General features: G+C 43.7%; 27 protein-coding genes. 23 read left to right on the top strand and 4 right to left on the bottom strand.

Annotated elements, in window-relative coordinates:
- The first annotated feature begins 106 nt into the window (after positions 1-106).
- Both AC0C66_RS05700 and AC0C66_RS05695 read left to right on the top strand, forming a co-directional pair.
- Positions 107-859 carry a peptidoglycan recognition protein family protein gene (locus tag AC0C66_RS05700; protein WP_072183536.1) on the top strand — a complete coding sequence of 251 codons (753 nt, stop codon included), beginning with the start codon at positions 107-109 and terminating at the stop codon, positions 857-859.
- Between the two features lie 241 nt (positions 860-1,100).
- Positions 1,101-1,832: an SGNH/GDSL hydrolase family protein gene (locus tag AC0C66_RS05695; RefSeq protein WP_003226118.1), complete on the top strand. Its 732-nt coding sequence runs from the start codon at positions 1,101-1,103 to the stop codon at positions 1,830-1,832.
- Between the two features lie 305 nt (positions 1,833-2,137).
- Here the strand turns inward: AC0C66_RS05695 and sda are convergent, their stop codons facing one another.
- Entirely contained in the window at positions 2,138-2,278 is a 141-nt protein-coding gene (gene sda / locus AC0C66_RS05690; RefSeq protein WP_003226124.1) for a sporulation histidine kinase inhibitor Sda, read from the bottom strand.
- Positions 2,279-2,638: 360 nt separating this feature from the next.
- Between sda and AC0C66_RS05685 the strand changes: the two genes are divergently transcribed.
- The 8 genes from AC0C66_RS05685 to AC0C66_RS05650 are packed head-to-tail and all read left to right on the top strand — an operon-like array spanning position 2,639 to position 7,651.
- Complete coding sequence (locus AC0C66_RS05685; RefSeq protein WP_003226126.1) at positions 2,639-3,157, top strand: YqeG family HAD IIIA-type phosphatase; 519 nt, start codon at positions 2,639-2,641, stop codon at positions 3,155-3,157.
- 3 nt (positions 3,158-3,160) lie between these two features.
- The gene (gene yqeH, locus AC0C66_RS05680) at positions 3,161-4,261 is read left to right on the top strand and encodes a ribosome biogenesis GTPase YqeH (protein WP_014114480.1); all 1,101 of its coding nucleotides are present in this window, start codon (positions 3,161-3,163) and stop codon (positions 4,259-4,261) included.
- An 18-nt stretch (positions 4,262-4,279) separates the two neighbouring features.
- Positions 4,280-5,122 carry a shikimate dehydrogenase gene (gene aroE / locus AC0C66_RS05675; protein ID WP_072183538.1) on the top strand — a complete coding sequence of 281 codons (843 nt, stop codon included), beginning with the start codon at positions 4,280-4,282 and terminating at the stop codon, positions 5,120-5,122.
- The gene (gene yhbY, locus AC0C66_RS05670) at positions 5,116-5,406 is read left to right on the top strand and encodes a ribosome assembly RNA-binding protein YhbY (protein ID WP_003226133.1); all 291 of its coding nucleotides are present in this window, start codon (positions 5,116-5,118) and stop codon (positions 5,404-5,406) included. Before aroE ends, yhbY begins: the two co-directional genes overlap by 7 nt.
- A gap of 11 nt (positions 5,407-5,417) precedes the next feature.
- A complete protein-coding gene (locus AC0C66_RS05665; RefSeq protein ID WP_014114477.1) occupies positions 5,418-5,987 on the top strand; it encodes a nicotinate-nucleotide adenylyltransferase in 570 nt (189 codons plus the stop codon).
- The gene (gene yqeK, locus AC0C66_RS05660; RefSeq protein WP_072183539.1) at positions 5,977-6,537 is read left to right on the top strand and encodes a bis(5'-nucleosyl)-tetraphosphatase (symmetrical) YqeK; all 561 of its coding nucleotides are present in this window, start codon (positions 5,977-5,979) and stop codon (positions 6,535-6,537) included. The genes AC0C66_RS05665 and yqeK overlap by 11 nt, the downstream gene beginning before the upstream one ends.
- Before the next feature lie 17 nt (positions 6,538-6,554).
- Positions 6,555-6,911 (top strand): ribosome silencing factor, encoded by a 357-nt coding sequence (gene rsfS, locus AC0C66_RS05655; RefSeq protein ID WP_003237112.1) that lies wholly within the window; start codon positions 6,555-6,557, stop codon positions 6,909-6,911.
- Entirely contained in the window at positions 6,908-7,651 is a 744-nt protein-coding gene (locus tag AC0C66_RS05650; RefSeq protein ID WP_072183540.1) for a class I SAM-dependent DNA methyltransferase, read from the top strand. Before rsfS ends, AC0C66_RS05650 begins: the two co-directional genes overlap by 4 nt.
- A 65-nt stretch (positions 7,652-7,716) precedes the next feature.
- Here the strand turns inward: AC0C66_RS05650 and comER are convergent, their stop codons facing one another.
- Positions 7,717-8,538, bottom strand: coding sequence for a late competence protein ComER (gene comER, locus AC0C66_RS05645; protein ID WP_072183541.1), 822 nt, complete (start codon positions 8,536-8,538; stop codon positions 7,717-7,719).
- 83 nt (positions 8,539-8,621) lie between these two features.
- On the opposite strand from comER, the gene AC0C66_RS05640 reads away from it, so the two are divergent.
- The 3 genes from AC0C66_RS05640 (at position 8,622) to AC0C66_RS05630 (ending at position 12,209) form a co-directional block, all read left to right on the top strand.
- Positions 8,622-9,239: a helix-hairpin-helix domain-containing protein gene (locus tag AC0C66_RS05640; protein WP_072183542.1), complete on the top strand. Its 618-nt coding sequence runs from the start codon at positions 8,622-8,624 to the stop codon at positions 9,237-9,239.
- Positions 9,240-9,305: 66 nt separating this feature from the next.
- Positions 9,306-9,875, top strand: a complete 570-nt coding sequence (locus AC0C66_RS05635) for a ComE operon protein 2 (RefSeq protein ID WP_061186853.1) — start codon at positions 9,306-9,308, stop codon at positions 9,873-9,875.
- Positions 9,876-9,878: 3 nt separating this feature from the next.
- A complete protein-coding gene (locus tag AC0C66_RS05630) occupies positions 9,879-12,209 on the top strand; it encodes a DNA internalization-related competence protein ComEC/Rec2 (protein WP_072183543.1) in 2,331 nt (776 codons plus the stop codon).
- Between the two features lie 40 nt (positions 12,210-12,249).
- On the opposite strand, the gene AC0C66_RS05625 is transcribed toward AC0C66_RS05630, so the two are convergent.
- A complete protein-coding gene (locus AC0C66_RS05625; protein ID WP_003229983.1) occupies positions 12,250-12,384 on the bottom strand; it encodes a YqzM family protein in 135 nt (44 codons plus the stop codon).
- 40 nt (positions 12,385-12,424) lie between these two features.
- Between AC0C66_RS05625 and AC0C66_RS05620 the strand changes: the two genes are divergently transcribed.
- On the top strand, positions 12,425-12,574 hold the full coding sequence (locus AC0C66_RS05620) for a hypothetical protein (RefSeq protein ID WP_003229985.1): 150 nt from the start codon (positions 12,425-12,427) through the stop codon (positions 12,572-12,574).
- A gap of 39 nt (positions 12,575-12,613) precedes the next feature.
- Positions 12,614-13,657 carry a DNA polymerase III subunit delta gene (holA, locus tag AC0C66_RS05615; RefSeq protein ID WP_061186855.1) on the top strand — a complete coding sequence of 348 codons (1,044 nt, stop codon included), beginning with the start codon at positions 12,614-12,616 and terminating at the stop codon, positions 13,655-13,657.
- A gap of 14 nt (positions 13,658-13,671) precedes the next feature.
- Here holA and rpsT read toward each other — a convergent pair whose 3' ends face one another.
- Positions 13,672-13,938 (bottom strand): 30S ribosomal protein S20, encoded by a 267-nt coding sequence (gene rpsT / locus AC0C66_RS05610; RefSeq protein ID WP_003229989.1) that lies wholly within the window; start codon positions 13,936-13,938, stop codon positions 13,672-13,674.
- A 203-nt stretch (positions 13,939-14,141) separates the two neighbouring features.
- On the opposite strand from rpsT, the gene gpr reads away from it, so the two are divergent.
- The 8 genes from gpr to dnaK all read left to right on the top strand — a co-directional run bounded on the left by gpr (position 14,142) and on the right by dnaK (position 23,641).
- Entirely contained in the window at positions 14,142-15,248 is a 1,107-nt protein-coding gene (gene gpr, locus AC0C66_RS05605) for a GPR endopeptidase (protein ID WP_088679294.1), read from the top strand.
- 62 nt (positions 15,249-15,310) lie between these two features.
- Positions 15,311-16,516: a spore autolysin SpoIIP gene (gene spoIIP / locus AC0C66_RS05600; protein ID WP_014114468.1), complete on the top strand. Its 1,206-nt coding sequence runs from the start codon at positions 15,311-15,313 to the stop codon at positions 16,514-16,516.
- A 16-nt stretch (positions 16,517-16,532) separates the two neighbouring features.
- Positions 16,533-16,871 (top strand): YqxA family protein, encoded by a 339-nt coding sequence (locus AC0C66_RS05595; RefSeq protein WP_061186856.1) that lies wholly within the window; start codon positions 16,533-16,535, stop codon positions 16,869-16,871.
- 133 nt (positions 16,872-17,004) lie between these two features.
- The gene (gene lepA, locus AC0C66_RS05590) at positions 17,005-18,840 is read left to right on the top strand and encodes a translation elongation factor 4 (RefSeq protein WP_014114466.1); all 1,836 of its coding nucleotides are present in this window, start codon (positions 17,005-17,007) and stop codon (positions 18,838-18,840) included.
- 55 nt (positions 18,841-18,895) lie between these two features.
- Positions 18,896-20,035, top strand: a complete 1,140-nt coding sequence (gene hemW, locus AC0C66_RS05585; RefSeq protein ID WP_072183546.1) for a radical SAM family heme chaperone HemW — start codon at positions 18,896-18,898, stop codon at positions 20,033-20,035.
- An 80-nt stretch (positions 20,036-20,115) separates the two neighbouring features.
- A complete protein-coding gene (hrcA, locus tag AC0C66_RS05580; RefSeq protein WP_090558124.1) occupies positions 20,116-21,147 on the top strand; it encodes a heat-inducible transcriptional repressor HrcA in 1,032 nt (343 codons plus the stop codon).
- A gap of 71 nt (positions 21,148-21,218) precedes the next feature.
- The gene (gene grpE / locus AC0C66_RS05575; RefSeq protein ID WP_003237097.1) at positions 21,219-21,782 is read left to right on the top strand and encodes a nucleotide exchange factor GrpE; all 564 of its coding nucleotides are present in this window, start codon (positions 21,219-21,221) and stop codon (positions 21,780-21,782) included.
- Positions 21,783-21,805: 23 nt separating this feature from the next.
- A complete protein-coding gene (dnaK, locus tag AC0C66_RS05570) occupies positions 21,806-23,641 on the top strand; it encodes a molecular chaperone DnaK (RefSeq protein ID WP_014114462.1) in 1,836 nt (611 codons plus the stop codon).
- The last annotated feature ends 122 nt before the right edge of the window (positions 23,642-23,763 follow it).

Below are 23,763 nucleotides of genomic sequence, written 5' to 3'. Positions count from 1 at the left end.
AACTGAAAACCGTGTTTAGATTAGGAACACAATTCTTTTTTATCTTGTAAAATAGGCTGTCCAACTTTCTGTTTTCTGCATTTCTTAATAGTAGGGAGGGATAGAAATGGTCACGATAAAAAAGGATTTTATACCGGCATCGAACGATAATCGTCCTGGCTATGCGATGACACCAGCTTACATTACGGTGCATAATACGGCGAATACCGCAAAAGGCGCGGATGCGAAAATGCATGCCAATTATGTGAAAAATCCAAGCACATCTGAAAGCTGGCATTATACAGTTGACGATTCAGTCATTTATCAGCATCTCCCGATAGATGAAAACGGCTGGCATGCGGGTGACGGCACAAATGGGACAGGGAACCGCAAATCGATTGGGATTGAAATCTGCGAAAATGCTGACGGCGATTTTGAAAAAGCAACAGCAAATGCCCAGTGGCTGATCCGAAAACTAATGAAGGAAAACAATATTCCGCTGAAACATGTCGTTCCCCATAAAAAATGGTCCGGGAAAGAATGTCCGCGAAAACTCTTGGATCAGTGGAGTTCTTTTATAAACGGAATTTCTTCCTCCAATACGCCTCCAAAGGAGTCATCTCCAACATATCCGCTGCCGTCAGGGGTTATCAAACTCACTTCGCCTTATCGAAAGGGCACGAACGTCCTGCAGCTGCAAAAGGCTTTAGCCGCGCTTCATTTTTATCCTGATAAGGGCGCCAAAAATAATGGAATAGACGGGGTTTATGGACCGAAAACAGCGAATGCCGTCAAGCGTTTTCAGCTCATGAACGGATTAACGGCAGACGGTATCTATGGACCAAGAACGAAGGCCAAGCTCAAATCGAAGTTAAAGTGAATGTGGGACTTAAGGGATAGCCTGTTTCCAGTGTGGATTCAGGTTATTTTCTTTCCTATTAATTGCGTGTTTTTTAGATTGAGGAGAAGGGAATTTGAAAAGAATCACCTGATATGCCGCATTAAAAGAATGATTTTCATAGAGGGGGACACGTTAACAATAGTGATAACGAAAAAAACTCTTCGTTGAATGAAGGGAAACAGAGGTATAACATTAAGGTAAGGCTTTTGGGGGTGTAAAGATGAAGCATTTTTTTATCCTTTTTCTTCTGCTGTTTGTTACAGCAGGATGCGAAGGAAGGGGATATGAAGACGTTGTAGCATTTGGTGACAGCAATACGCGAGGCTCTAATTGGGATTATCGCGATTATCCAAAAGCACAACAGTGGGTCAATATATTAAAAACGGCTGAGCGCGGAAAGCTTGATATACTCAATGCGGGAATCGGCGGACAGACGACAGAGGATGCCCGTCTGCGGTTTCAGACAGATGTTCTGGATCAAAAACCGAAGCATTTGTTTATTATGTTCGGCACGAATGATGCCGCGATACTGACTGAGGGGAAACCGCGAGTGTCGAAGCAGCGTTTTAGAGAAAATCTGGTTTATTTTATTAAAGAAAGCAGAAAACACGGGATCAAGCCCATCCTAATGACATGTATCCCAATTATTGAAGGAAACGGGAAGCATCATCTGTTTTACTATTCGAGATATAAAGCAGCTGCTTTTGAACCGAAAGGCGGGGCGAGGAAATGGCACAACTCATACAACGATATTACAAGAGATGTGTCGAAGCGCCTGGATGTCCCTCTTGTAGACAACTGGAAGCATTTTATAGAAGCAGACGGCGGAAAAGCAACTGATGAAGCGCTTATCCAATCCGGTCTGATAGATCCTTCAGGCAATCATATGACACCTAAAGGGGCAAGGATTGTATATGAAGGAATACAAGATGGGCAGGTTTTGAAGTACTGAGCCGAACAACGGCCTAAGCCGTTTTATTTCTCCTACATAGGCTGTTATAAACCTTATTTAAGGAGGCGCTTCACATGTATGGCGCAGGCAGAGCATATGGATACGCTTTTATCGTTGTTTTAGTTGTTGTTCTCCTGGTTGTGGGCGGCATATATTGGTTAGCATAGTAACCAGCTCTTTAAAACACCTCTTTTTAGGGGTGTTTTTTACTGAAAACAGTAGTAAAGCCCGTAACCGAAGTGATATAATATCAGTCATCTGAGTAAAAAAAGGAAATACGCCCGGAAAAAATAGACAAGTTCCTATTAAGAAGATACGGAAATAATATGTCCGAGCGATCTTCTTTTTATTTCGTTTTCAATTAACTCGATAAAGTCACGGTTTAAATTCATTTCGGTGGCTTTGAAATAAGATTCTATTAGTAATTCATCAGACAGTTTTCTCATGCTAGGAACCCAATTAATGGGAGAGACACCTCCTTAAAAGTTGGAATCATTCATGATTTTAACGCATACATTGATAAGTTGCGTTCATCTGTGGCTGAAGTTATCTTTAATCTACCATGAATTGCATATAAGAACAATCGTTCTGTTATCCACACCAGAAAGTGGATAACTTGTGAGTATCGTGTTTATAATTTGTCTAAAGAGTGATGTAATAAGAGTGGATAGTGTGTGTAATTTTATCCACACCTGGTGAAGAAACCCAATTTTTGTCGAAATTTTTTTGCTCAGTTTTTCTTTAGGCGCAAGTTCGATTTTTTTCGACAATCATTTTGAGAGAAAGAAAAGGGAAGGGTGCGGGTTTTGTTAAAAAAGTTTTTTTTACCTGACGAGTTTGTAAAAAATATTTTTCATATTACACCTGAGAAATTAAAGGAACGAAATGTAAAAGGAATTATTACTGACCTGGATAATACGCTTGTTGAGTGGGACAGACCGAACGCGACGCCGCGTTTGATCGAGTGGTTTGAAGAAATGAAGGAGCACGGCATTAAAGTGACAATTGTCTCTAATAATAATGAGAGAAGAGTAAAACTTTTCTCAGAACCGCTTGGAATCCCATTCATTTATAAAGCAAGAAAACCGATGGGCAAAGCCTTTAACAGAGCGGTGCGCAATATGGAGCTGAAAAAAGAGGACTGCGTTGTCATCGGAGACCAGCTGCTGACTGATGTACTCGGAGGAAACCGAAATGGCTACCATACAATTTTGGTCGTGCCTGTCGCTTCTTCTGACGGATTCATTACGCGCTTTAACCGCCAGGTCGAACGCAGAATACTTAGTGCTCTCAAACGAAAAGGGCACATTCAGTGGGAGGAGTAAGAAATGGATAAGGTTGTTTGTATCGGCTGCGGAGTTACAATCCAAACCGAGGACAAAACAGGTCTGGGATACGCGCCGCCTGCATCGCTTACGAAAGAAAATGTGATTTGCCAGCGCTGCTTCAGACTGAAAAACTATAATGAAATACAAGATGTTTCCTTAACGGATGATGATTTCTTAAACATTCTTCACGGTATTGGGGAAACGGATTCTCTTGTTGTTAAAATTGTTGATATTTTTGATTTTAACGGCAGCTGGATCAATGGGCTGCAACGCTTAGTGGGTGGAAACCCTATCTTATTGGTTGGCAATAAAGCGGATATTTTGCCTAAGTCTTTGAAAAGGGAGCGTCTGATCCAGTGGATGAAGCGTGAAGCGAAAGAGCTTGGCTTAAAACCGGTTGACGTGTTTTTGGTCAGTGCGGGACGCGGCCAGGGGATCAGAGAAGTAATTGATGCGATTGAGCATTATCGAAACGGTAAAGACGTCTATGTTGTCGGATGTACCAATGTAGGGAAGTCAACCTTTATTAACCGGGTTATTAAAGAAGTGTCAGGTGAAGAAGATATTATTACGACATCCCAATTTCCTGGCACAACCCTTGATGCAATTGAAATCCCGCTGGACGACGGCTCAGCGCTTTATGATACACCGGGAATTATCAACCACCATCAAATGGCGCATTATGTCAATAAAAAGGACCTGAAAATACTATCTCCTAAAAAGGAGCTGAAACCTCGCACATTCCAGCTTAATGATCAGCAAACACTGTATTTCGGCGGACTTGCAAGGTTTGATTATGTGTCAGGGGAAAGGTCTCCTTTTATTTGCTATATGCCGAATGAGCTGATGATTCATAGAACAAAACTGGAAAATGCAGATGCACTTTATGAAAAGCATGCAGGGGAATTGCTCACACCTCCGGGAAAAGATGAAATGGATGAGTTTCCGGAATTGGTCGCCCATACGTTTACGATAAAAGACACAAAGACAGATATCGTTTTCTCAGGGTTAGGCTGGGTAACAGTGCATGACGCCGATAAAAAAGTAACTGCTTACGCGCCAAAAGGCGTTCACGTATTTGTTCGGCGCTCATTAATTTAATGAAAAGGGGAGAGGAGTATGAAAAAGCTGTACGGGGTTATCGGAAATCCGATTGGCCATTCCATGTCACCTGATATTCATAACGCATCATTGAAAGATCTCAGTCTAGACGGACATTACCATGCCTTCAAAGTAGAAGAGGATGATCTGGAAGATGCGGTAAAAGGAATAAGAGCACTCGGCGTACATGGAATCAATGTCACTGTTCCGCATAAGGTTTCCATTATGGATTATCTGGATCATATTGACGATAGTGCAAAAGTGATCGGTGCCGTAAACACGGTCAGAAGAGAGGGAGACAAACTTGTCGGATACAATACCGACGGGGAAGGCTTTGTGAAGTCATTAATGAAGGTATTGGACAAGCCCATCTCTGAACTGTCATTCTTAATGATCGGCGCGGGCGGGGCGGCAAGAGCCATCTTTACAACAATTGCCCGCAATGTCCCGAAAAAGTTTGACATTTGCAACCGGACGTTGGAAAAAGCAAAGCAGCTTACAGAATCCACTCCCTCGTTTCACAATAAAGAAGTGTTAAGCATAAAAGAAGCAGAAGAACGGCTTGAGCAGTATGATGTAATTATCCATACAACGTCTGTGGGCATGTATCCGAACGTGGACGATGTGCCGATTTCATTACAGCGTGCTGCAAGCAGTGCCGTCGTATGTGATATCGTGTATAATCCAATTCAGACGGCTCTTTTAAAAGAAGCACACCAAAAAGGCCTGAAAACACTCGATGGAGTGGGCATGTTTGTTGAACAGGCAGCATTGTCTTTCCAGCTGTGGACTGGACAAGAGCCTGATATTGAAAAAATGAGATCAATTGTCATAGGAAAATTAGGAGGAACAGAATGTTAACAGGTAAACAAAAACGTTTTTTGCGTTCAAAAGCGCATCATTTAACGCCGATTTTTCAAGTAGGTAAAGGCGGAGTAAACGACAACATGATTAAGCAAATTGCTGAGGCGCTTGAAGCGAGAGAGCTGATTAAAGTCAGTGTTCTTCAGAATTGCGAAGAGGATAAAAACGATGTAGCGGAAGCCCTGGTAAAAGGAAGCCGCTCTCAATTGGTGCAGACAATCGGCAATACGATTGTGTTATATAAAGAATCAAAGGAAAATAAACAAATCGAGCTTCCTTAAAGGTGGTTGAAATGAAGAAAATCGGAATTTTCGGAGGCACGTTTGATCCTCCGCATAACGGTCACCTCTTAATGGCCAATGAGGTGCTGTATCAAGCGGGGCTTGATGAAATTTGGTTTATGCCCAATCAAATTCCGCCGCATAAACAGGACGAGGACTATACGGACAGCTTTCATCGCGTGGAAATGCTGAAGCTTGCGATTCAGTCTAATCCGTCCTTTAAGCTGGAGCTGGCTGAAATGGAAAGAGAAGGGCCTTCATATACCTTTGATACCGTTACTTTACTGAAGCAGCGTTATCCGAATGATCAGCTGTTCTTTATTATCGGTGCTGATATGATTGAATATTTGCCGAAATGGTATAAGCTGGACGAGCTGCTGAACCTCATTCAATTTATTGGAGTAAAGCGCCCCGGTTTTCATATTGAAACCCCTTATCCGCTTCTCTTTGCAGACGTTCCGGAATTTGAGGTATCATCAACTATGATAAGGGAACGGTTTAAAAGCAAGAAGCCCACTGACTACTTAATCCCTGATAAAGTGAAGAAGTATGTAGAGGAGAATGGTTTATATGAATCGTGAGGAGGCACTTGCATGCGTTAAGCAGCAATTGACCGAACACCGATATATCCACACGATTGGCGTGATGAACACGGCGATCGAACTTTCGGAGCGTTTTGGAGCCGATCCTAAAAAAGCGGAAACAGCGGCTATTTTTCATGATTACGCCAAATTCCGTCCGAAAGAAGAGCTGAAACAAATTATTGCGCGTGAAAAAATGCCTTCGCATTTATTGGATCATAATCCGGAGCTGTGGCACGCTCCGGTCGGCGCTTATTTGGTCCAAAGAGAAGCGGGGGTTCAAGATGAAGACATTCTTGACGCCATCAGGTATCATACCTCTGGGCGGCCTGGCATGACACTTTTAGAAAAAGTCATTTACGTTGCCGATTACATTGAGCCCAATCGGGCATTTCCTGGGGTCGATGAGGTGCGTAAGCTTGCTGAGACAGATTTGAATCAAGCGCTGATTCAATCCATCAAAAATACCATGATGTTTCTTATGAAAAAAAATCAACCGGTTTTTCCAGATACATTTTCAACATATAACTGGCTTGTGTCTGGCAACTGAACAGGAGGAATTTGTGAATGAATCAAAAGTCCATTTTAAAGATCGCAGCTGCGGCTTGCGATGATAAACGGGCAGAGGATATTTTAGCACTGGATATGGAAGGCATTTCTCTGGTTGCTGATTATTTTCTGATCTGCCACGGGAATTCAGATAAACAGGTGCAGGCGATCGCCCGTGAAATCAAGGATCAGGCTGAAGAAAACGGCATTCAAGTCAAAAAGATGGAAGGCTTCGATGAAGCAAGATGGGTGCTCGTTGACCTTGGCGATGTGATTGTCCATGTCTTCCACAAGGACGAAAGAAGCTACTACAACCTTGAAAAGCTGTGGGGAGACGCTCCGCTCGCAGATCTTGAGCTTGGAATGAACCAATGATTTACCAAGGCTTTGCAAGCGTGTATGACGAGTTAATGTCACACGCACCTTACGATCAATGGACAAAGTGGGTTGAAGCATCTCTCCCGGAAAAAGGACGTATCCTCGATTTGGCATGCGGCACGGGAGAAATCTCAATCCGGCTTGCCGAAAAAGGCTTCGAGGTCACGGGGATCGACCTCAGTGAAGAAATGCTTTCCTATGCCCAGCAAAAGGTCTCTAGTAACCAGCCTATTCTTTTTCTGCAGCAGGATATGAGAGAGATTACCGGCTTTGACGGCCAGTTTGACGCTGTTGCGATATGCTGTGACTCGTTAAATTATTTAAAAACGAAAAATGATGTAATCGAAACCTTTAAAAGTGTATTTCGGGTGTTGAAGCCCGAAGGCATTTTGCTGTTTGATGTTCATTCATCTTATAAAATGGCCGAAGTCTTTCCGGATAGCACATTTGCTGACCAGGACGAAGATATCAGCTATATTTGGCAGAGCTTTGCCGGAAGTGAAGAGCTGTCTGTCATTCATGACATGTCGTTTTTTGTGTGGAACGGAGAAGCGTATGACCGCTTTGATGAGACGCACGAGCAAAGAACATTCCCAGTGGATGAATACGAAGAAATGCTGAAGAGCTGCGGCTTTCAGCTTCATCGCGTGACAGCTGATTTTACGGATTCAGAGCCATCAGCACAATCAGAACGCCTATTTTTCAAGGCGCAGAAATCAAAAACCATCGTTTCCTAAGACGATGGTTTTTTAAAATGCTTTTTTATGCTTTTGCAGTACAGACAAACGTATGACATACTCGTCTACACATGAAACTGCTTCTTCACTGCGGATATATCCTCTTCGTACTTCAAATGAGTATTTTGAAATACCCGGTGAAACATATCCTGCACACCGCTTTCCAGCGCTTTAATGCCTTCTCCGGTCACTCCGCCTTTAACGCAAACCTTTTCCTGTAATGCAGGCAGGGTATACAATTCGGTTTCTAACAGTTTCCCCATTCCGACAAGCATTTCCTTACACATCAGAATGGCGTCCTGTTTGGACACTGACGTTTCAGAAACGGCTGCATCTATAAACCGCTGAATCAGATAGCTCATAAAAGCGGGACCACAGCTTACGATATCTGATGCCACCCTCGTGATGTCACTTTCAATTTGCAGCGGATGAGAGATATGCTTCATCAGCTCATTGATTTTCGCTTTTGCAGAGTCTCCGCAGCTTGTGCCGAAAGTGACGAGAGAAACGCCTGCCAGCGCCCTGTTCGTAATACTTGGGATCACTCGCGCTACTTGACATGGCACATACTGTTCGAGCTGTTCGGTTTGAACTGGGCTTGTAATTGAAATGAGAATATGATCCTTTCTCAAATAAGGTAACGCTCTTGCAAGTAAAGGGTATATATCAAGCGGCTTAACACAAATAAAAATCATCTCATTCTCAGATACAAGCTTTTCCAGACTTTCTGTTACGTTTATGCTGTTGTAGCGGTTTTTTATGTGCAACGCTTTTTCAATTGTGCGGTTTGTGATTGTCATGTTTGAGGGATCGGCTGCTTTTGATTCAATAAATGATTCTATAAGGATCGTACCCATATTTCCTGTGCCGATAAAGCCTATCTTCAATGGTTTCCCCTCCTTTTAGCTATTATCCTCTAAACCATATGTGTTACCAAAATAAAATATGACGAAAGCGGGGAACATGCACGATGAATTGGTTGAACCAGCATAAGAAAGCAATTATTTTAGCGGCTTCTGCGGCTGTTTTCATAGCGGTTATTTTCTTCCTGGCCAGTGGGAAAAACAAAGAACCGATGAAGCAGACTGTATCAACTGAGACAGAAAATACGGAGGTAAAGCAGGAAGCATTCAAAGACGAGTCAAACGAAACGATTGTGATTGACATCAAAGGTGCTGTTAAGCATCCTGGTGTTTATGAAATGCGAACAGGGGACAGATTATCTCAGGCAATTGAGAAAGCCGGCGGGACCAGTGAACAAGCAGACGAAATGCAAGTGAATTTGGCGGAGCTGCTGCAGGACGGGACAGTGGTGTACATCCCTAAAAGGGGTGAGGAGACAGCGGTGCAGCAAGGAGTCGGAGGCGCCATCCAAAGTGATGGAGGGAAGGGGGCGCTGGTAAATATCAATACTGCAACCTTGGAGGAATTACAAGGCATCTCAGGGGTGGGGCCATCCAAAGCTGAAGCTATTATTGCATACCGGGAAGAAAATGGGCGTTACCAGACAATTGAAGATATCACGAAGGTTTCAGGAATCGGTGAAAAGTCGTTTGAGAAAATAAAGTCTTCCATTACAGTAAAGTGATTTGACGGTCATGCATATTGATAGGTAAACTAAAGGTCAGGCAACACAACATTTGGAGGGAACAACGTGGAAAGAATTTCATGGAATCAATACTTTATGGCTCAAAGCCATTTACTGGCGCTGCGCAGCACCTGCCCGAGATTGTCTGTCGGCGCTACTATAGTCAGAGACAAACGCATGATTGCTGGAGGCTATAACGGGTCAATCGCGGGCGGCGTGCATTGTGCAGATGAAGGATGCCTGATGATAGATGATCATTGCGCAAGAACGATTCATGCGGAAATGAATGCAATTCTTCAATGCTCTAAGTTCGGAGTGCCGACTGATGGAGCGGAGATTTATGTAACGCATTATCCATGCATTCAATGCTGCAAATCTATCATTCAAGCTGGTATCAAAACGGTTTATTATGCTGAGGATTACAAATCAAATCCTTATGCACAGGAATTATTTGAACAGGCGGGTGTAACTGTTGAACAGGTTGAACTCGATGAAATGATCGTTGATCTGAAAAACAGAGAAAAGCTTTCATTTGTAGCGGGTCTTTTAGAGAAACTAGCGGATGCCGGTCTAGCAGAGGAAGATTTGAAAAAGATACATGAACAGGCTAATAGACTTTTCACGAGCTACGTGTGATTAATGCGTAATTCGCGTTTGTTATTGCCTTTGGCGGCAGCTTCGGCAACGGCTGGAATTACTGCCGCCGCTTATTTCTCCGCTGTTTTTCTCTTCCTCCTCTTTCTCCTCATCGTTTTAATCAAAACGAGACACGCTTTTCTCATTTTTGTTTGTTTCTTCTCTTTTATATTGTTTTTTGCACTGTATGCAGTGACAGATTCCCAGAATGTCTCTTTATATCAGCGGGGCACCTATCAATTTAAGGCAGTGATTGACAGTATCCCTAAAATTGATGGCGACCGTATGTCTATGGTCGTTAAGACGCCTGATAGTGAAAAATGGGCCGCATCGTATCGTATTCAGTCTGCTGATGAAAAAGATCGGCTTTCATACATAGAACCAGGAATGGCATGTGAATTAACTGGTTCATTGGAAGAACCGAAACATTCAACAGTGCCGGGTACATTTGATTATAACGAATATCTTTACCGACAGCATATTCACTGGAACTATTCTGTCACATCGATCCAAAATTGCAGCGACCCTGCAAATTTTAAGCATAAGCTGCCCAGTTTGAGAAAATACATTGTATCATTCACAAACGACCTGCTGCCTCCTAATTCGGCAGGAATCGTACAAGCACTTACAGTCGGTGACAGATTTTATGTGGAAGACGAAGTGCTTAACGCGTATCAAAAGCTTGGTGTCGTCCATCTCTTGGCGATTTCAGGACTCCACATCGGCATTTTGACAGCCGGCTTGTTTTATATCATGATCCGTATTGGGGTAACAAGAGAAAAGGCGGCAATCATGTTGCTGTTATTTCTGCCGCTCTATGTGATGTTGACGGGCGCAGCTCCTTCAGTGCTTCGCGCCGCTCTGATGTCGGGCATTTACTTGGCTGGAAGTCTCGTGAAATGGCGTGTGCATTCAGCCGGTGCAATCTGCCTTTCATATATCGTCCTCTTGCTCTTCAATCCTTACCATCTCTTCGAAGCCGGTTTTCAGCTGTCGTTCGCCGTCAGTTTTTCTTTAATACTTTCCTCTTCTATTTTTCAGCAAGTCAAAACCTTATTAGGTCAGCTGGCAATGGTATCGATGATCGCTCAGCTGGGCTCACTTCCTGTTCTCCTGTATCATTTCCAGCAGTTTTCCATGATCAGCATACCGATGAACATGGTGCTGGTTCCTTTTTATACCTTCTGTGTTTTACCGGGGTCTGTAGCAGGTGTTTTTCTATTAAGCCTTTCCGCTTCGGCCGGTCGATTGTTTTTCAGCTGGTTTGATTTCTTGATGAGCTGGACCAACAAGCTCATCACAAAAATTGCAGAGATTGATGTATTCACGATCATCATTGCACGTCCCGCACCTGCTCTGCTCTTTTTGTTCACGGTCACGATCATCCTATTGCTTATGGCGATTGAAAAACGCTCCTTTTCGCAGCTGATGGTAACTGGCGGCATGTGCTGCGCTGTGCTCAGTCTTCTCTTTATTTATCCTCGTCTTAGTTCTGAAGGAGAGGTCGATATGATTGATATTGGACAGGGTGACAGCATGTATGTAAGTGCTCCGCATCAGCGGGGCCATGTCTTAATTGATACTGGCGGCACTTTGTCTTACTTGTCAGAGCCTTGGCGGCAAAAACAGCACCCGTTTTCACTGGGAGAAAAGGTGCTGATTCCGTTTTTAACTGCTAAGGGAATTAAACAGCTTGATGCTTTAATTCTGACGCATGCTGACCAAGATCATATTGGAGAGGCGGAGACTCTGCTGAAGCATCATAAAGTGAAACGCCTCGTGATTCCGAAAGGGTTCGTGTCGGAACCTAAAGACGAAAAAGTGCTGCAGGCTGCCAGAGAGGAGGGAGTGCCAATTGAAGAGGTGAAGCGAGGCGATGTATTGCAAATAAAGGATTTGCAGTTCCATGTACTGTCACCGGAAACACCTGATCCGGCAAGCAAAAATAATTCTTCTCTTGTTCTGTGGATGAAAACGGGCGGTATGAGCTGGATCTTGACGGGGGATCTGGAGAAAGAAGGGGAACAGGAGGTAATGAACGTGTTTCCGAATATAAAAGCGGACGTATTAAAGGTGGGGCACCATGGAAGCAAAGGCTCTACCGGTGAAGAATTCATCAAACAGCTTCAGCCGAAAACGGCCATTATCTCGGCGGGGGCAAACAATCGGTACCATCATCCCCATCAAGAAGTTCTGCAAATATTACAGAGACATTCCATCCGCGTGCTCCGCACCGATCAAAACGGAACAATCCAATATAGATATAAAAACAGAGTTGGAACCTTTTCTGTCTATCCTCCATATGATACATCAGATATAACAGAGACGAACTAAAAAAAGACTGCTGAGAAATCAGCAGCCCGGGCAGTCGCTGTTATGAACCAACCAGGTGAATAACCGTTGCCATAACAAACAAGAAGGCGAAAAATCCGAAGGACACAACAAAACCAACAGCTGAATCTACAGCATCATTTCGTTTGCTTTGAACGTTTTTTTCAAAATCATTCAACTTTATCCCTCCTGACTGATTTAAGTATAATGGAATCGTTTTGAAAAATCTAGAAGCTAAGGTAACGTTTTCTGTTCTGGTGATTATCGCCTTTTTACAAGCTGTCCCGGGGGCTTGCGAACAGGCGTTTAATATAAATGGGGAAGCAGCAGTCAGGCTTCCTCTTTACTATTTTGCAAACTCAATTTAGGATAGAAGGGGATGATGAAAGAGAGGAAGTCGTACAACAATGGTATTTGATGTGTGGAAAAGCCTGAAAAAGGGAGATGTTCATCCGGTTTATTGTTTATACGGAAAAGAGACGTATCTGTTGCAAGAAACCGTCAGCAGGATCAGACAGACGGTCATTGATCAGGAGACAAAGGATTTCAATCTATCCGTTTTTGATCTGGAAGAGGACCCGCTGGATCAAGCAATTGCAGATGCTGAAACGTTCCCGTTTATGGGGGAGCGGCGTCTTGTTATTGTGAAAAATCCATACTTTTTAACAGGTGAAAAGAAAAAAGAAAAAATTGAGCACAACGTCAGTGCGCTTGAAACATATATACAATCTCCTGCGCCTTACACGGTCTTTGTCCTGCTTGCCCCGTATGAAAAGCTGGATGAGCGGAAAAAACTGACGAAAGCGCTAAAGAAGCACGCATTTATGATGGAGGCGAAGGAATTAAACGCAAAGGAGACGACAGATTTTACTGTCAACCTTGCAAAAACCGAGCAGAAAACAATCGGCACGGAAGCGGCGGAGCATTTGGTTCTGCTTGTGAATGGACATCTGTCATCGATTTTTCAGGAGATTCAAAAGCTCTGCACGTTTATTGGAGATCGTGAAGAAATTACGCTGGATGATGTGAAAATGCTTGTTGCGAGAAGCCTTGAACAAAATATTTTTGAGCTGATTAATAAAATCGTCAACCGAAAACGAACGGAGAGTCTGCAAATTTTTTATGATTTGCTCAAACAAAATGAAGAACCAATCAAAATCATGGCGCTTATTTCGAACCAGTTCCGGCTGATCCTGCAAACAAAGTACTTCGCGGAACAAGGATACGGACAAAAGCAAATCGCTTCTAACTTAAAAGTTCATCCATTTCGGGTAAAGCTGGCGATGGATCAAGCAAGGCTTTTTTCAGAAGCCGAGCTCCGGTCAATTATTGAACAGCTTGCCGTCATGGACTATGAGATGAAAACAGGGAAAAAGGACAAGCAGCTCCTGCTCGAACTGTTCCTTTTACAGCTGTTAAAAAGAAATGAAAAAAACGATCCCCATTATTGAGGATCGTTTTTATATTATGCAGAAAGTCCGTTCACTTTTTTCGCTAGTCTTGATTTGTAACGAGCTGCGGTATTTTTGTGTACGAGACCTGTTTTCACTGCTTTATCAATACGTTTAGCTGCTTCAGTAAGAGCAGTTTTCGCTTTGTCAGCTTCGTTGTTGGCAACAGAAGCTTCAACTTGTTTGATTGCAGTACGCATAGCAGATTTGATTGTCGCGTTATGAACGCGGCGTTCGTTGTTTGTTTTTGTACGTTTAATCGCTGATTTAATGTTTGGCATGTGTTTCACCTCCTAAGATACAACCTGTAGCACAGTGTCTTAAGGTTAAATCTTCTTCACAATAGAACAAATTGTATTCTATCAAACACATCTTTAGATTGCAATATAAATGTAAAGTATTTTTCATTGAAGGGTCTCTTTTTAGCATGATTCATTCAGCAAATGGCAACAATATAGGTACTTAATGTGAAGGAGGCCCCTTGATGAAAAAGAGTGAGCTAGATGTTAATCAATATTTGATACGTACCGATTTAGCAGTTGAAACGAAGGAAGCGATGGCCAATCAGCAGGCTGTGCCGACAAAAGAAATTAAAGGTTTTATTGAAAAAGAACGCGATCGCGGCGGCATTAAAATCCGCACTGTTGATATTACAAAGGAAGGCGCGGAGCTCTCGGGAAAAAAAGAAGGGCGCTATTTAACGCTTGAGGCACAAGGAATCAGAGAGAATGATTCGGAAATGCAGGAAAAGGTCTCTGCTGTCTTTGCGGAGGAATTCTCGGCTTTTCTTGAAAGCCTTAATCTCTCAAAAGATGCGAGCTGTTTGATCGTCGGGCTCGGCAATTGGAACGTAACACCTGACGCGCTGGGACCGATGGCTGTAGAAAATCTATTGGTCACAAGGCACTTGTTTAAGCTTCAGCCGGAAAATGTGCAGGAGGGCTACAGGCCCGTCAGTGCGTTTGCACCTGGTGTGATGGGGATTACGGGAATCGAAACAAGCGACATTATTAAAGGTGTGATTGAGCAATCGAAGCCTGATTTTGTCATTGCCATTGATGCATTGGCGGCGCGGGCGGTGGAAAGGGTCAACACTACCATTCAAATATCGGATACAGGCATTCACCCGGGATCAGGGGTAGGGAATAAACGAAAAGATTTAAGCAAAGACACCCTTGGCGTACCGGTGATTGCAATCGGAGTTCCGACGGTCGTTGATGCCGTGACGATTGCCAGCGATACGGTGGACTACATATTAAAACATTTTGGCAGAGAAATGAAGGATAACAGGCCGTCAAGATCGCTTGTTCCGGCTGGCATGACGTTTGGGAAAAAGAAAGTGCTCACTGAAGAAGATCTTCCTGATCAAGAGCAGCGTCAATCGTTCCTCGGCATTGTCGGAACCCTTCAAGAAGATGAAAAACGACAGCTCATTCACGAGGTGCTTTCGCCTTTAGGCCACAACTTAATGGTTACGCCGAAGGAAGTTGATTCTTTTATCGACGATATGGCAAATGTGCTGGCGAATGGGTTAAACACAGCGCTTCACGAAAAAGTGTCACAAGAAAACAAAGGCTCCTACAATCACTAAACAGTTCTACTTCCTCTAGCTTGTTCATAGAGTAATTACTAGACAAGCGCTGGAGGGATTCAATGAGAAATAAACGCAGAAACAGACAAATTGTTGTTGCGGTAAATGGCGGGAAAGCGGTAAAAGCCATCTTTCTATTTATCGTAAGCCTTATCGTGATTTTTGTTCTATCCGGTGTGCTGACGTCTCTCCGGCCGGAACTCAGGCCGTCGTCTGACTCTTTTTACGGAATTGCTGAAGAATTGCCGGGTGACGTGTTTGCACACTTGCTGCGGATGGAAAACCATTATTTCGCTTCTGATCTATCTCAAACCGATAGTTCATTTCATCTTTCGCGTCTTTCTTTGAAGCTGGCGACAAGTATTAACCTCGAAGATCCGCGGAGCTTTCTCGGCCGGGAGCTGCCGGGGTTTGCGCAATTTGATACTGAGATTCTGTTAGCTGGACAAGGCACGGACTATACGAATATGCCGGCGGAATCCCCGCCGCCGTCTAAGGTAATGGAGGAAGAAAGAGAAGCGAATTTGGCAGAGATTGAAAAACAGCAAACACAATCAGACAATGCGCAAAAAGATCCGCCGAAACAAACAACTGGTGATAAAAAGGTTGTCTTTATCTATCACACGCACAATACGGAATCATATCTTCCTCTATTAAAAGGCGAGACCGATCCTGATATGGCGCGCCATTCTAAAGCCAACGTCACGCTCGTAGGAGATATGTTCGGAAAAGCGCTTGAATCTCAAGGCATCGGAGCCACAGTGAACAAAACCGACATACAGGCAAAGCTGAACAAAAAAGGCTTAAACTATGCCAGATCCTATGATGAATCAAGACCGGTCGTCAAAGATGCGCTCGCCTCAAACAAAAATCTGCAATATATCATTGACATCCACAGAGACTCACGGCGCAAAAAAGATACGACGGCAACGATTAAGGGGAAAAGCTATGCCCGGGTAGCCTTTGTCGTTGGCAAAAAAAGCAAAAACTTCGAAGAAAACTATAAAATTGCGAGCGAGCTTCATAAGCTGATGGAGAAAAAATACCCCGGACTCAGCACAGGTGTCTTTTCAAAAGGCTCGCCAGGCGATAATGGTGTTTACAACCAGGATTTAACTGACAGAGCGCTTTTGCTCGAATTTGGCGGAGTGGATAATAATCTCGAAGAGCTGCAGCGTGCGGCTGACGCAGCCGCGGATGTATTCAGCGAATTGTACTGGGATGCTGAAAAGGTCAACGCGGAGAGCGGCGAGACGAAAAAACAATAAGAAATAGGTGATTGATTTGATTGCATACTTTGGCAAATGCTTGCTGCTTGTCACAATCATGTTTTTAGGTGTTCTGTTCGGCATGCAGCAGGCGAATAACGGGATGCTCAGTATGAAAGGTTATCATGACCCTTCACTTAAGGGGGCGTTTACGCTCACTGACGGAAAAAACAATGAAAAAGAAGCCTCGATCTTAGGAGAAACAGTCACGGCGAAAGATTTAGAAGAAAAACAAAAAGAACTGGAACAGGTGGAAACGTTCAATGTGTTCTCTAAAGCCGGAAAAGCGCTTTCGGACACCGTAACCAACACAGCCCAGTCAATGTATGAATGGATACGGGATCTGAATCAATAGGTGCGTGAAAGAGAAAAGCAGCCCAGGTATGGCAGGGAACTTTTCTCTTTCTTGTTTTACATTGAATCTTTACAATCCTATTGATATAATCTAAGCTAGTGTATTTTGCGTTTAATAGTAGGAGTGATAGATTGTGACAGATAAAGAAAAGCGTTTAGAGAGGCAGTCGAGAATACGGAACTTCTCTATCATTGCCCATATTGACCACGGAAAATCGACCTTAGCGGATCGTATTTTAGAAAAAACGTCGGCAATCACTCAACGAGAAATGAAAGAACAATTGCTCGATTCTATGGATCTTGAACGTGAACGGGGTATAACGATTAAGTTAAACTCTGTTCAGCTTAAATACAAAGCAAAAGACGGAGAGGAATACATTTTTCATCTGATTGATACGCCAGGACACGTCGACTTCACGTACGAAGTATCCCGAAGCCTTGCTGCCTGCGAAGGAGCGATTCTTGTCGTGGATGCAGCACAGGGAATTGAAGCGCAGACGCTCGCCAATGTCTACTTAGCGCTTGACAACGATCTTGAAATACTTCCGGTCATCAATAAAATCGATCTGCCGAGCGCCGAGCCGGAACGCGTGCGCCAAGAGGTAGAGGATGTTATTGGCCTTGACGCATCAGAAGCCGTGCTTGCTTCAGCAAAAGCCGGTATCGGGATTGAGGAGATTTTAGAACAGATCGTAGAAAAGGTGCCCGCTCCGACCGGAGATCCGGAGGCGCCGCTCAAAGCGCTGATCTTTGACTCGCTTTATGACGCTTACCGCGGTGTCGTGGCGTATATCAGAGTTGTTGAAGGAACGGTAAAGCCGGGGCAAAAAATCAAAATGATGGCGACCGGCAAAGAGTTTGAAGTGACAGAAGTCGGTGTGTTCACGCCGAAAGCAACTCCGACAGATGAACTGACGGTCGGTGATGTAGGCTTTTTAACTGCCGCGATCAAAAATGTCGGTGACACACGCGTCGGTGACACGATAACAAGCGCGGCCGATCAGGCTGCCGAAGCATTGCCTGGATATCGCAAGCTGAACCCGATGGTGTATTGCGGTTTATATCCGATCGATACGGCCAAATACAACGATTTAAGGGAAGCTCTTGAAAAGCTTGAGCTGAATGACTCATCGCTTCAATATGAAGCAGAGACATCCCAAGCGCTCGGATTCGGTTTCCGCTGCGGATTTTTAGGTATGCTTCACATGGAAATCATCCAGGAGCGGATTGAGCGTGAGTTTAAAATTGACCTGATCACCACGGCACCGAGTGTTATATATGATGTGTATATGACAGACGGAGAAAAAGTGGTGGTTGATAATCCGTCAAATATGCCTGACCCTCAAAAGATTGAACGGATAGAAGAGCCGTATGTAAAAGCGACAATGATGGTGCCGAACGATTATGTCGGTGCAGTGATGGAGCTTTGCCAAGGAAAACGCGGCAATTTTATCGACATGCAATATTTAGACGCTAATCGCGTCAGCATTGTTTATGACATGCCATTAGCGGAAATCGTCTATGAGTTTTTTGATCAGCTGAAATCAAGCACAAAAGGCTACGCGTCCTTTGATTACGAACTGATCGGCTACAAACCGTCTAAACTTGTCAAGATGGACATTATGCTGAACGGAGAAAAAATCGACGCCCTTTCATTTATCGTGCATCGCGATTATGCGTACGAACGCGGAAAAGTAATTGTAGAAAAACTGAAAGAGCTCATTCCGCGCCAGCACTTTGAAGTACCGATTCAAGCGGCGATCGGCCAGAAAATCGTGGCCCGCTCTACAATTAAAGCGATGCGTAAAAACGTATTGGCTAAATGTTACGGCGGAGACATCTCGCGGAAACGGAAGCTTCTTGAAAAACAAAAAGAAGGAAAACGCCGAATGAAGCAGGTCGGCTCAGTTGAAGTGCCGCAAGAAGCATTTATGGCGGTCCTGAAAATGGACGACAGTCCGAAAAAATAATAGAAGCCGCCGCAGTCCTGTACTGCGGCTTCTTTCTGTAAAGAAGGTGAATTCGTTGAAATCAGCTTATATCCATATCCCATTTTGTGAGCACATTTGCCACTACTGCGATTTCAATAAATATTTTATTCAAAGCCAGCCTGTTGACGAGTATTTAAACGCACTCGAACAGGAAATGATAAATACAATAGCAAAAGCAGGGGAGCCTGACCTCAAAACGATCTTTATCGGAGGGGGCACGCCGACCTCTCTCTCTGAGGAACAGCTCAAAAAGTTGATGGACATGATCATACGAGTGCTGAAGCCCTCAAGCGCATTATCGGAATTTGCGGTTGAAGCGAATCCGGACGACTTGTCCGCAGAGAAATTAAAAATATTAAAAGAAGCCGGCGTAAATCGCCTCAGCTTTGGTGTCCAAACGTTCGAAGACGATCTGTTAGAAAAAATCGGCCGGGTGCACAAGCAAAAAGATGTATTTGCCTCTTTTGAAAGGGCGCGGGAAATCGGCTTTGACAATATCAGTCTTGATTTAATGTTCGGGCTCCCGGGACAAACCCTCAAGCATCTGGATCATTCTTTAAACACTGCTTTATCGCTGGATGCCGAGCATTATTCCGTATACTCCCTCATTGTAGAGCCGAAAACGGTATTTTATAATTTGATGCAAAAAGGGCGGCTTCACCTTCCGCCGCAGGAGCAGGAAGCCGAAATGTATGAAATGGTGATGAGACGCATGGAAGCTCACGGCATTCATCAATATGAAATCAGCAACTTTGCCAAGACAGGTTTGGAATCAAAGCACAATCTGACGTATTGGAGCAACGAGGAATATTTCGGCTTCGGAGCAGGGGCCCACGGATATTTCAGCGGCACACGGACAGTCAACGTAGGACCTGTCAAACATTACATTGACCTGATAGCCGAAAAAGGCTTTCCGTACAGAGATACACATGACGTGACAACAGAGGAACAAATTGAAGAAGAAATGTTTTTAGGCTTGAGAAAAACAGCCGGTGTCAGCAAAAAACGATTTGCAGAAAAATACGGTCGTTCACTGGATGAACTTTTTCCAAACGTATTAAAAGATCTCACTGAAAAAGGGCTGATTCACAATTCGGAGTCTGCCGTTTGTTTGACTCATCAAGGGAAATTATTAGGTAATGAAGTTTTTGGCGCTTTTTTGGGTGAGTTATAATTGACATTTTTCTTGTGGTTTGATACTTTTGTTATAGAATTAGCACTCGCTTATTGAGAGTGCTAACAGAGGTGATGATGATGTTAACAAATCGTCAGCTGCTGATCCTTCAGGTCATAATCAACGATTTTATTAAATCGGCACAGCCGGTAGGATCAAGAACTCTTTCAAAAAAAGATGAAATCACATTTAGCTCTGCAACAATAAGAAACGAGATGGCTGACTTGGAAGAATTGGGCTTCATTGAAAAAACCCATTCATCCTCAGGACGTGTTCCGTCGGAAAAAGGGTACCGGTACTATGTTGACCATTTGCTTTCACCCGTCAAACTGACAAAAAGCGACCTGGACCAAATCCACTCGATCTTCAAAGAGAAAATTTTCGAGCTGGAGAAGACAGTACAAAAATCAGCGCAAATATTGTCCGATCTGACGAATTACACATCCATCGTACTCGGGCCGAAGCTGAGTGAGAATTACCTTAAACAGATTCAAATCATACCGATTCAGCCTGATATGGCGGTAGCAATTCTCGTTACCAATACAGGGCATGTGGAAAACAAAACGATTAATTTTCCAGCCAAAATGGATCTGTCTGATATTGAAAAGCTGGTAAATATATTGAACGACCGTTTAAGCGGCGTTCCAATGGATGAACTGAATGAGCGCATATTTAAGGAAGTGGTCATGTACCTAAGACAGCACATTAAGAACTATGACAATATTCTTGACGCGCTTCATTCAACCTTTCATTCCACAAATCACGTTGAAAAATTGTTTTTCGGCGGAAAAATCAATATGCTGAACCAGCCGGAGTTCCATGATATCACTAGAGTTCGGTCGCTTCTCTCATTAATTGAAAAAGAACAGGATGTTTTAAAGCTCGTTCAATCCCCACACACGGGAATTTCGATTAAAATCGGGAAAGAAAACGACTATGAAGAGATGGAAAACTGCAGTCTGATTACGGCTTCTTATTCCGTTGATCAGAAGCAGATCGGCTCAATTGCGATCATCGGTCCGACCCGCATGAATTATTCCAGGGTTGTCAGCCTGCTTCAGCATGTGACTTCGGACTTGTCAAAAGCATTAACAAATTTGTATGATGAATAAGGGAATTTTGGCAAATTTTATCGAAGGGCAGCACCCGCCCTTCTCCTTACACTTTGAGGGAGGTGAACACAATGTCAGAAGAAAAACAAACCGTTGAACAAAACGAAACAGAAGAGCAAGAAGTCATTGAAGAACAAGCTGCCGCTGAAGAACAGCAGGAAGAAACAAATGAAAGCGAACTTCTTCAAAATCAAATTAACGAATTGCAAGGTTTGCTTGAGGAAAAAGAAAACAAACTTTTGCGTGTTCAAGCAGACTTTGAAAACTATAAACGACGCAGCCGTTTAGAGATGGAAGCGTCCCAAAAATACCGTTCTCAAAACATCGTGGCTGATTTGCTGCCGGCTCTTGACAGCTTTGAAAGAGCGCTTCAAGTTGAAGCCGACAATGAACAGACGAAAAGTTTGCTCCAGGGAATGGAAATGGTCCACCGTCAGCTCGTAGAAGCCTTGAAAAAAGAAGGCGTGGAAGCCATCGAAGCTGTAGGGCAGGAATTTGATCCTAATCTGCATCAAGCCGTTATGCAGGCTGAAGATGAAAACTATGGCTCCAACATTGTTGTTGAGGAAATGCAAAAAGGCTATAAGCTGAAGGATCGCGTCATTCGCCCTTCCATGGTAAAAGTGAATCAATAATTACATAGCAGGAGGTTATTCAAGTGAGTAAAGTTATCGGAATCGACTTAGGAACAACAAACTCATGTGTGGCAGTGCTTGAAGGCGGCGAGCCTAAAGTTATTGCTAACGCTGAAGGAAACCGCACAACGCCATCAGTTGTTGCATTCAAAAACGGCGAACGCCAAGTAGGGGAAGTGGCTAAACGCCAATCTATCACAAACCCTAACACAATCATGTCTGTTAAACGCCATATGGGTACTGACTATAAAGTGGAAATTGAAGGAAAAGATTACACTCCTCAAGAAGTGTCTGCTATCATCCTTCAACACCTTAAATCATACGCTGAAAGCTATCTTGGCGAAACAGTATCAAAAGCAGTTATCACAGTTCCTGCTTACTTTAACGATGCTGAGCGTCAAGCGACAAAAGACGCTGGTAAAATTGCAGGTCTTGAAGTAGAACGTATCATCAACGAGCCGACTGCAGCAGCGCTTGCATACGGACTTGATAAAACAGATGAAGATCAAACGATCCTAGTATACGACCTTGGTGGCGGTACATTCGACGTTTCAATCCTTGAACTTGGCGACGGTGTATTCGAAGTTCGTTCAACTGCCGGTGACAACCGTCTGGGCGGTGACGATTTTGACCAAGTCATCATCGATCACCTTGTGTCTGAATTCAAAAAAGAAAACGGCATTGATCTGTCAAAAGACAAAATGGCGCTTCAACGTTTGAAAGACGCAGCTGAAAAAGCGAAAAAAGATCTTTCCGGCGTATCTTCTACGCAAATTTCTTTACCGTTTATCACAGCTGGAGAAGCAGGACCGCTTCACCTTGAACTTACATTAACTCGCGCTAAATTCGAAGAGCTTTCTTCTCATTTAGTAGAGCGCACAATGGGTCCTGTCCGTCAAGCGCTTCAAGATGCAGGACTTTCTGCAAGCGAAATCGACAAAGTTATCCTTGTCGGCGGATCAACTCGTATCCCTGCCGTACAAGAAGCAATCAAAAAAGAAACTGGAAAAGAAGCGCATAAAGGCGTAAACCCAGATGAAGTTGTGGCGCTTGGTGCTGCGATTCAGGGCGGCGTTATCACTGGTGACGTAAAAGACGTAGTTCTTCTTGACGTTACACCGCTTTCTCTCGGTATCGAAACAATGGGCGGCGTGTTCACAAAACTGATCGACCGCAATACGACGATCCCGACAAGCAAATCTCAAGTGTTCTCAACTGCTGCTGATAACCAAACAGCTGTTGATATCCATGTTCTTCAAGGTGAGCGCCCTATGTCTGCCGACAACAAAACACTCGGCCGCTTCCAGCTTACTGATATCCCGCCAGCACCGCGCGGCGTACCTCAAATCGAAGTTTCTTTCGATATTGACAAAAACGGTATCGTAAACGTAAGAGCAAAAGACTTAGGCACAGGAAAAGAGCAAAACATTACAATCAAATCTTCTTCAGGTCTTTCTGATGATGAGATCGAACGCATGGTAAAAGAAGCGGAAGAAAATGCTGACGCTGATGCGAAGAAAAAAGAAGAAATCGAAGTCCGCAACGAAGCAGATCAGCTTGTTTTCCAAACTGAGAAAACATTAAAAGATCTTGAAGGCAAAGTGGACGAAGAACAAGTGAAAAAAGCCAATGATGCCAAAGACGCTTTAAAAGCAGCGATTGAGAAAAATGAATTTGAAGAGATCAAAGCGAAAAAAGATGAGCTTCAAGCAATCGTTCAAGAGCTTTCTATGAAGCTTTATGAAGAAGCTGCCAAAGCACAGCAAGCTCAAGGCGGAGCAAACGCTGAAGGCAAAGCGGATGACAACGTTGTTGACGCTGAATACGAAGAAGTAAACGACGACCAAAACAAAAAATAAGTTCTTCTCCGAGTCAGTCCCGCTTCTGGGGCTGACCAAAAGAGCACATTTCATAATCTGATTCAATGATTAGAAAGTCAAAGTCAGGCATCTCTTGGCTTTGACTTTTTTTCTTGCCCGGG

Source organism: Bacillus sp. VA13, assembly GCF_055710085.1.
The sequence above is the reverse complement of the archived record's forward strand: the minus strand, read 5'-3'. Positions and strand labels throughout refer to the sequence as shown.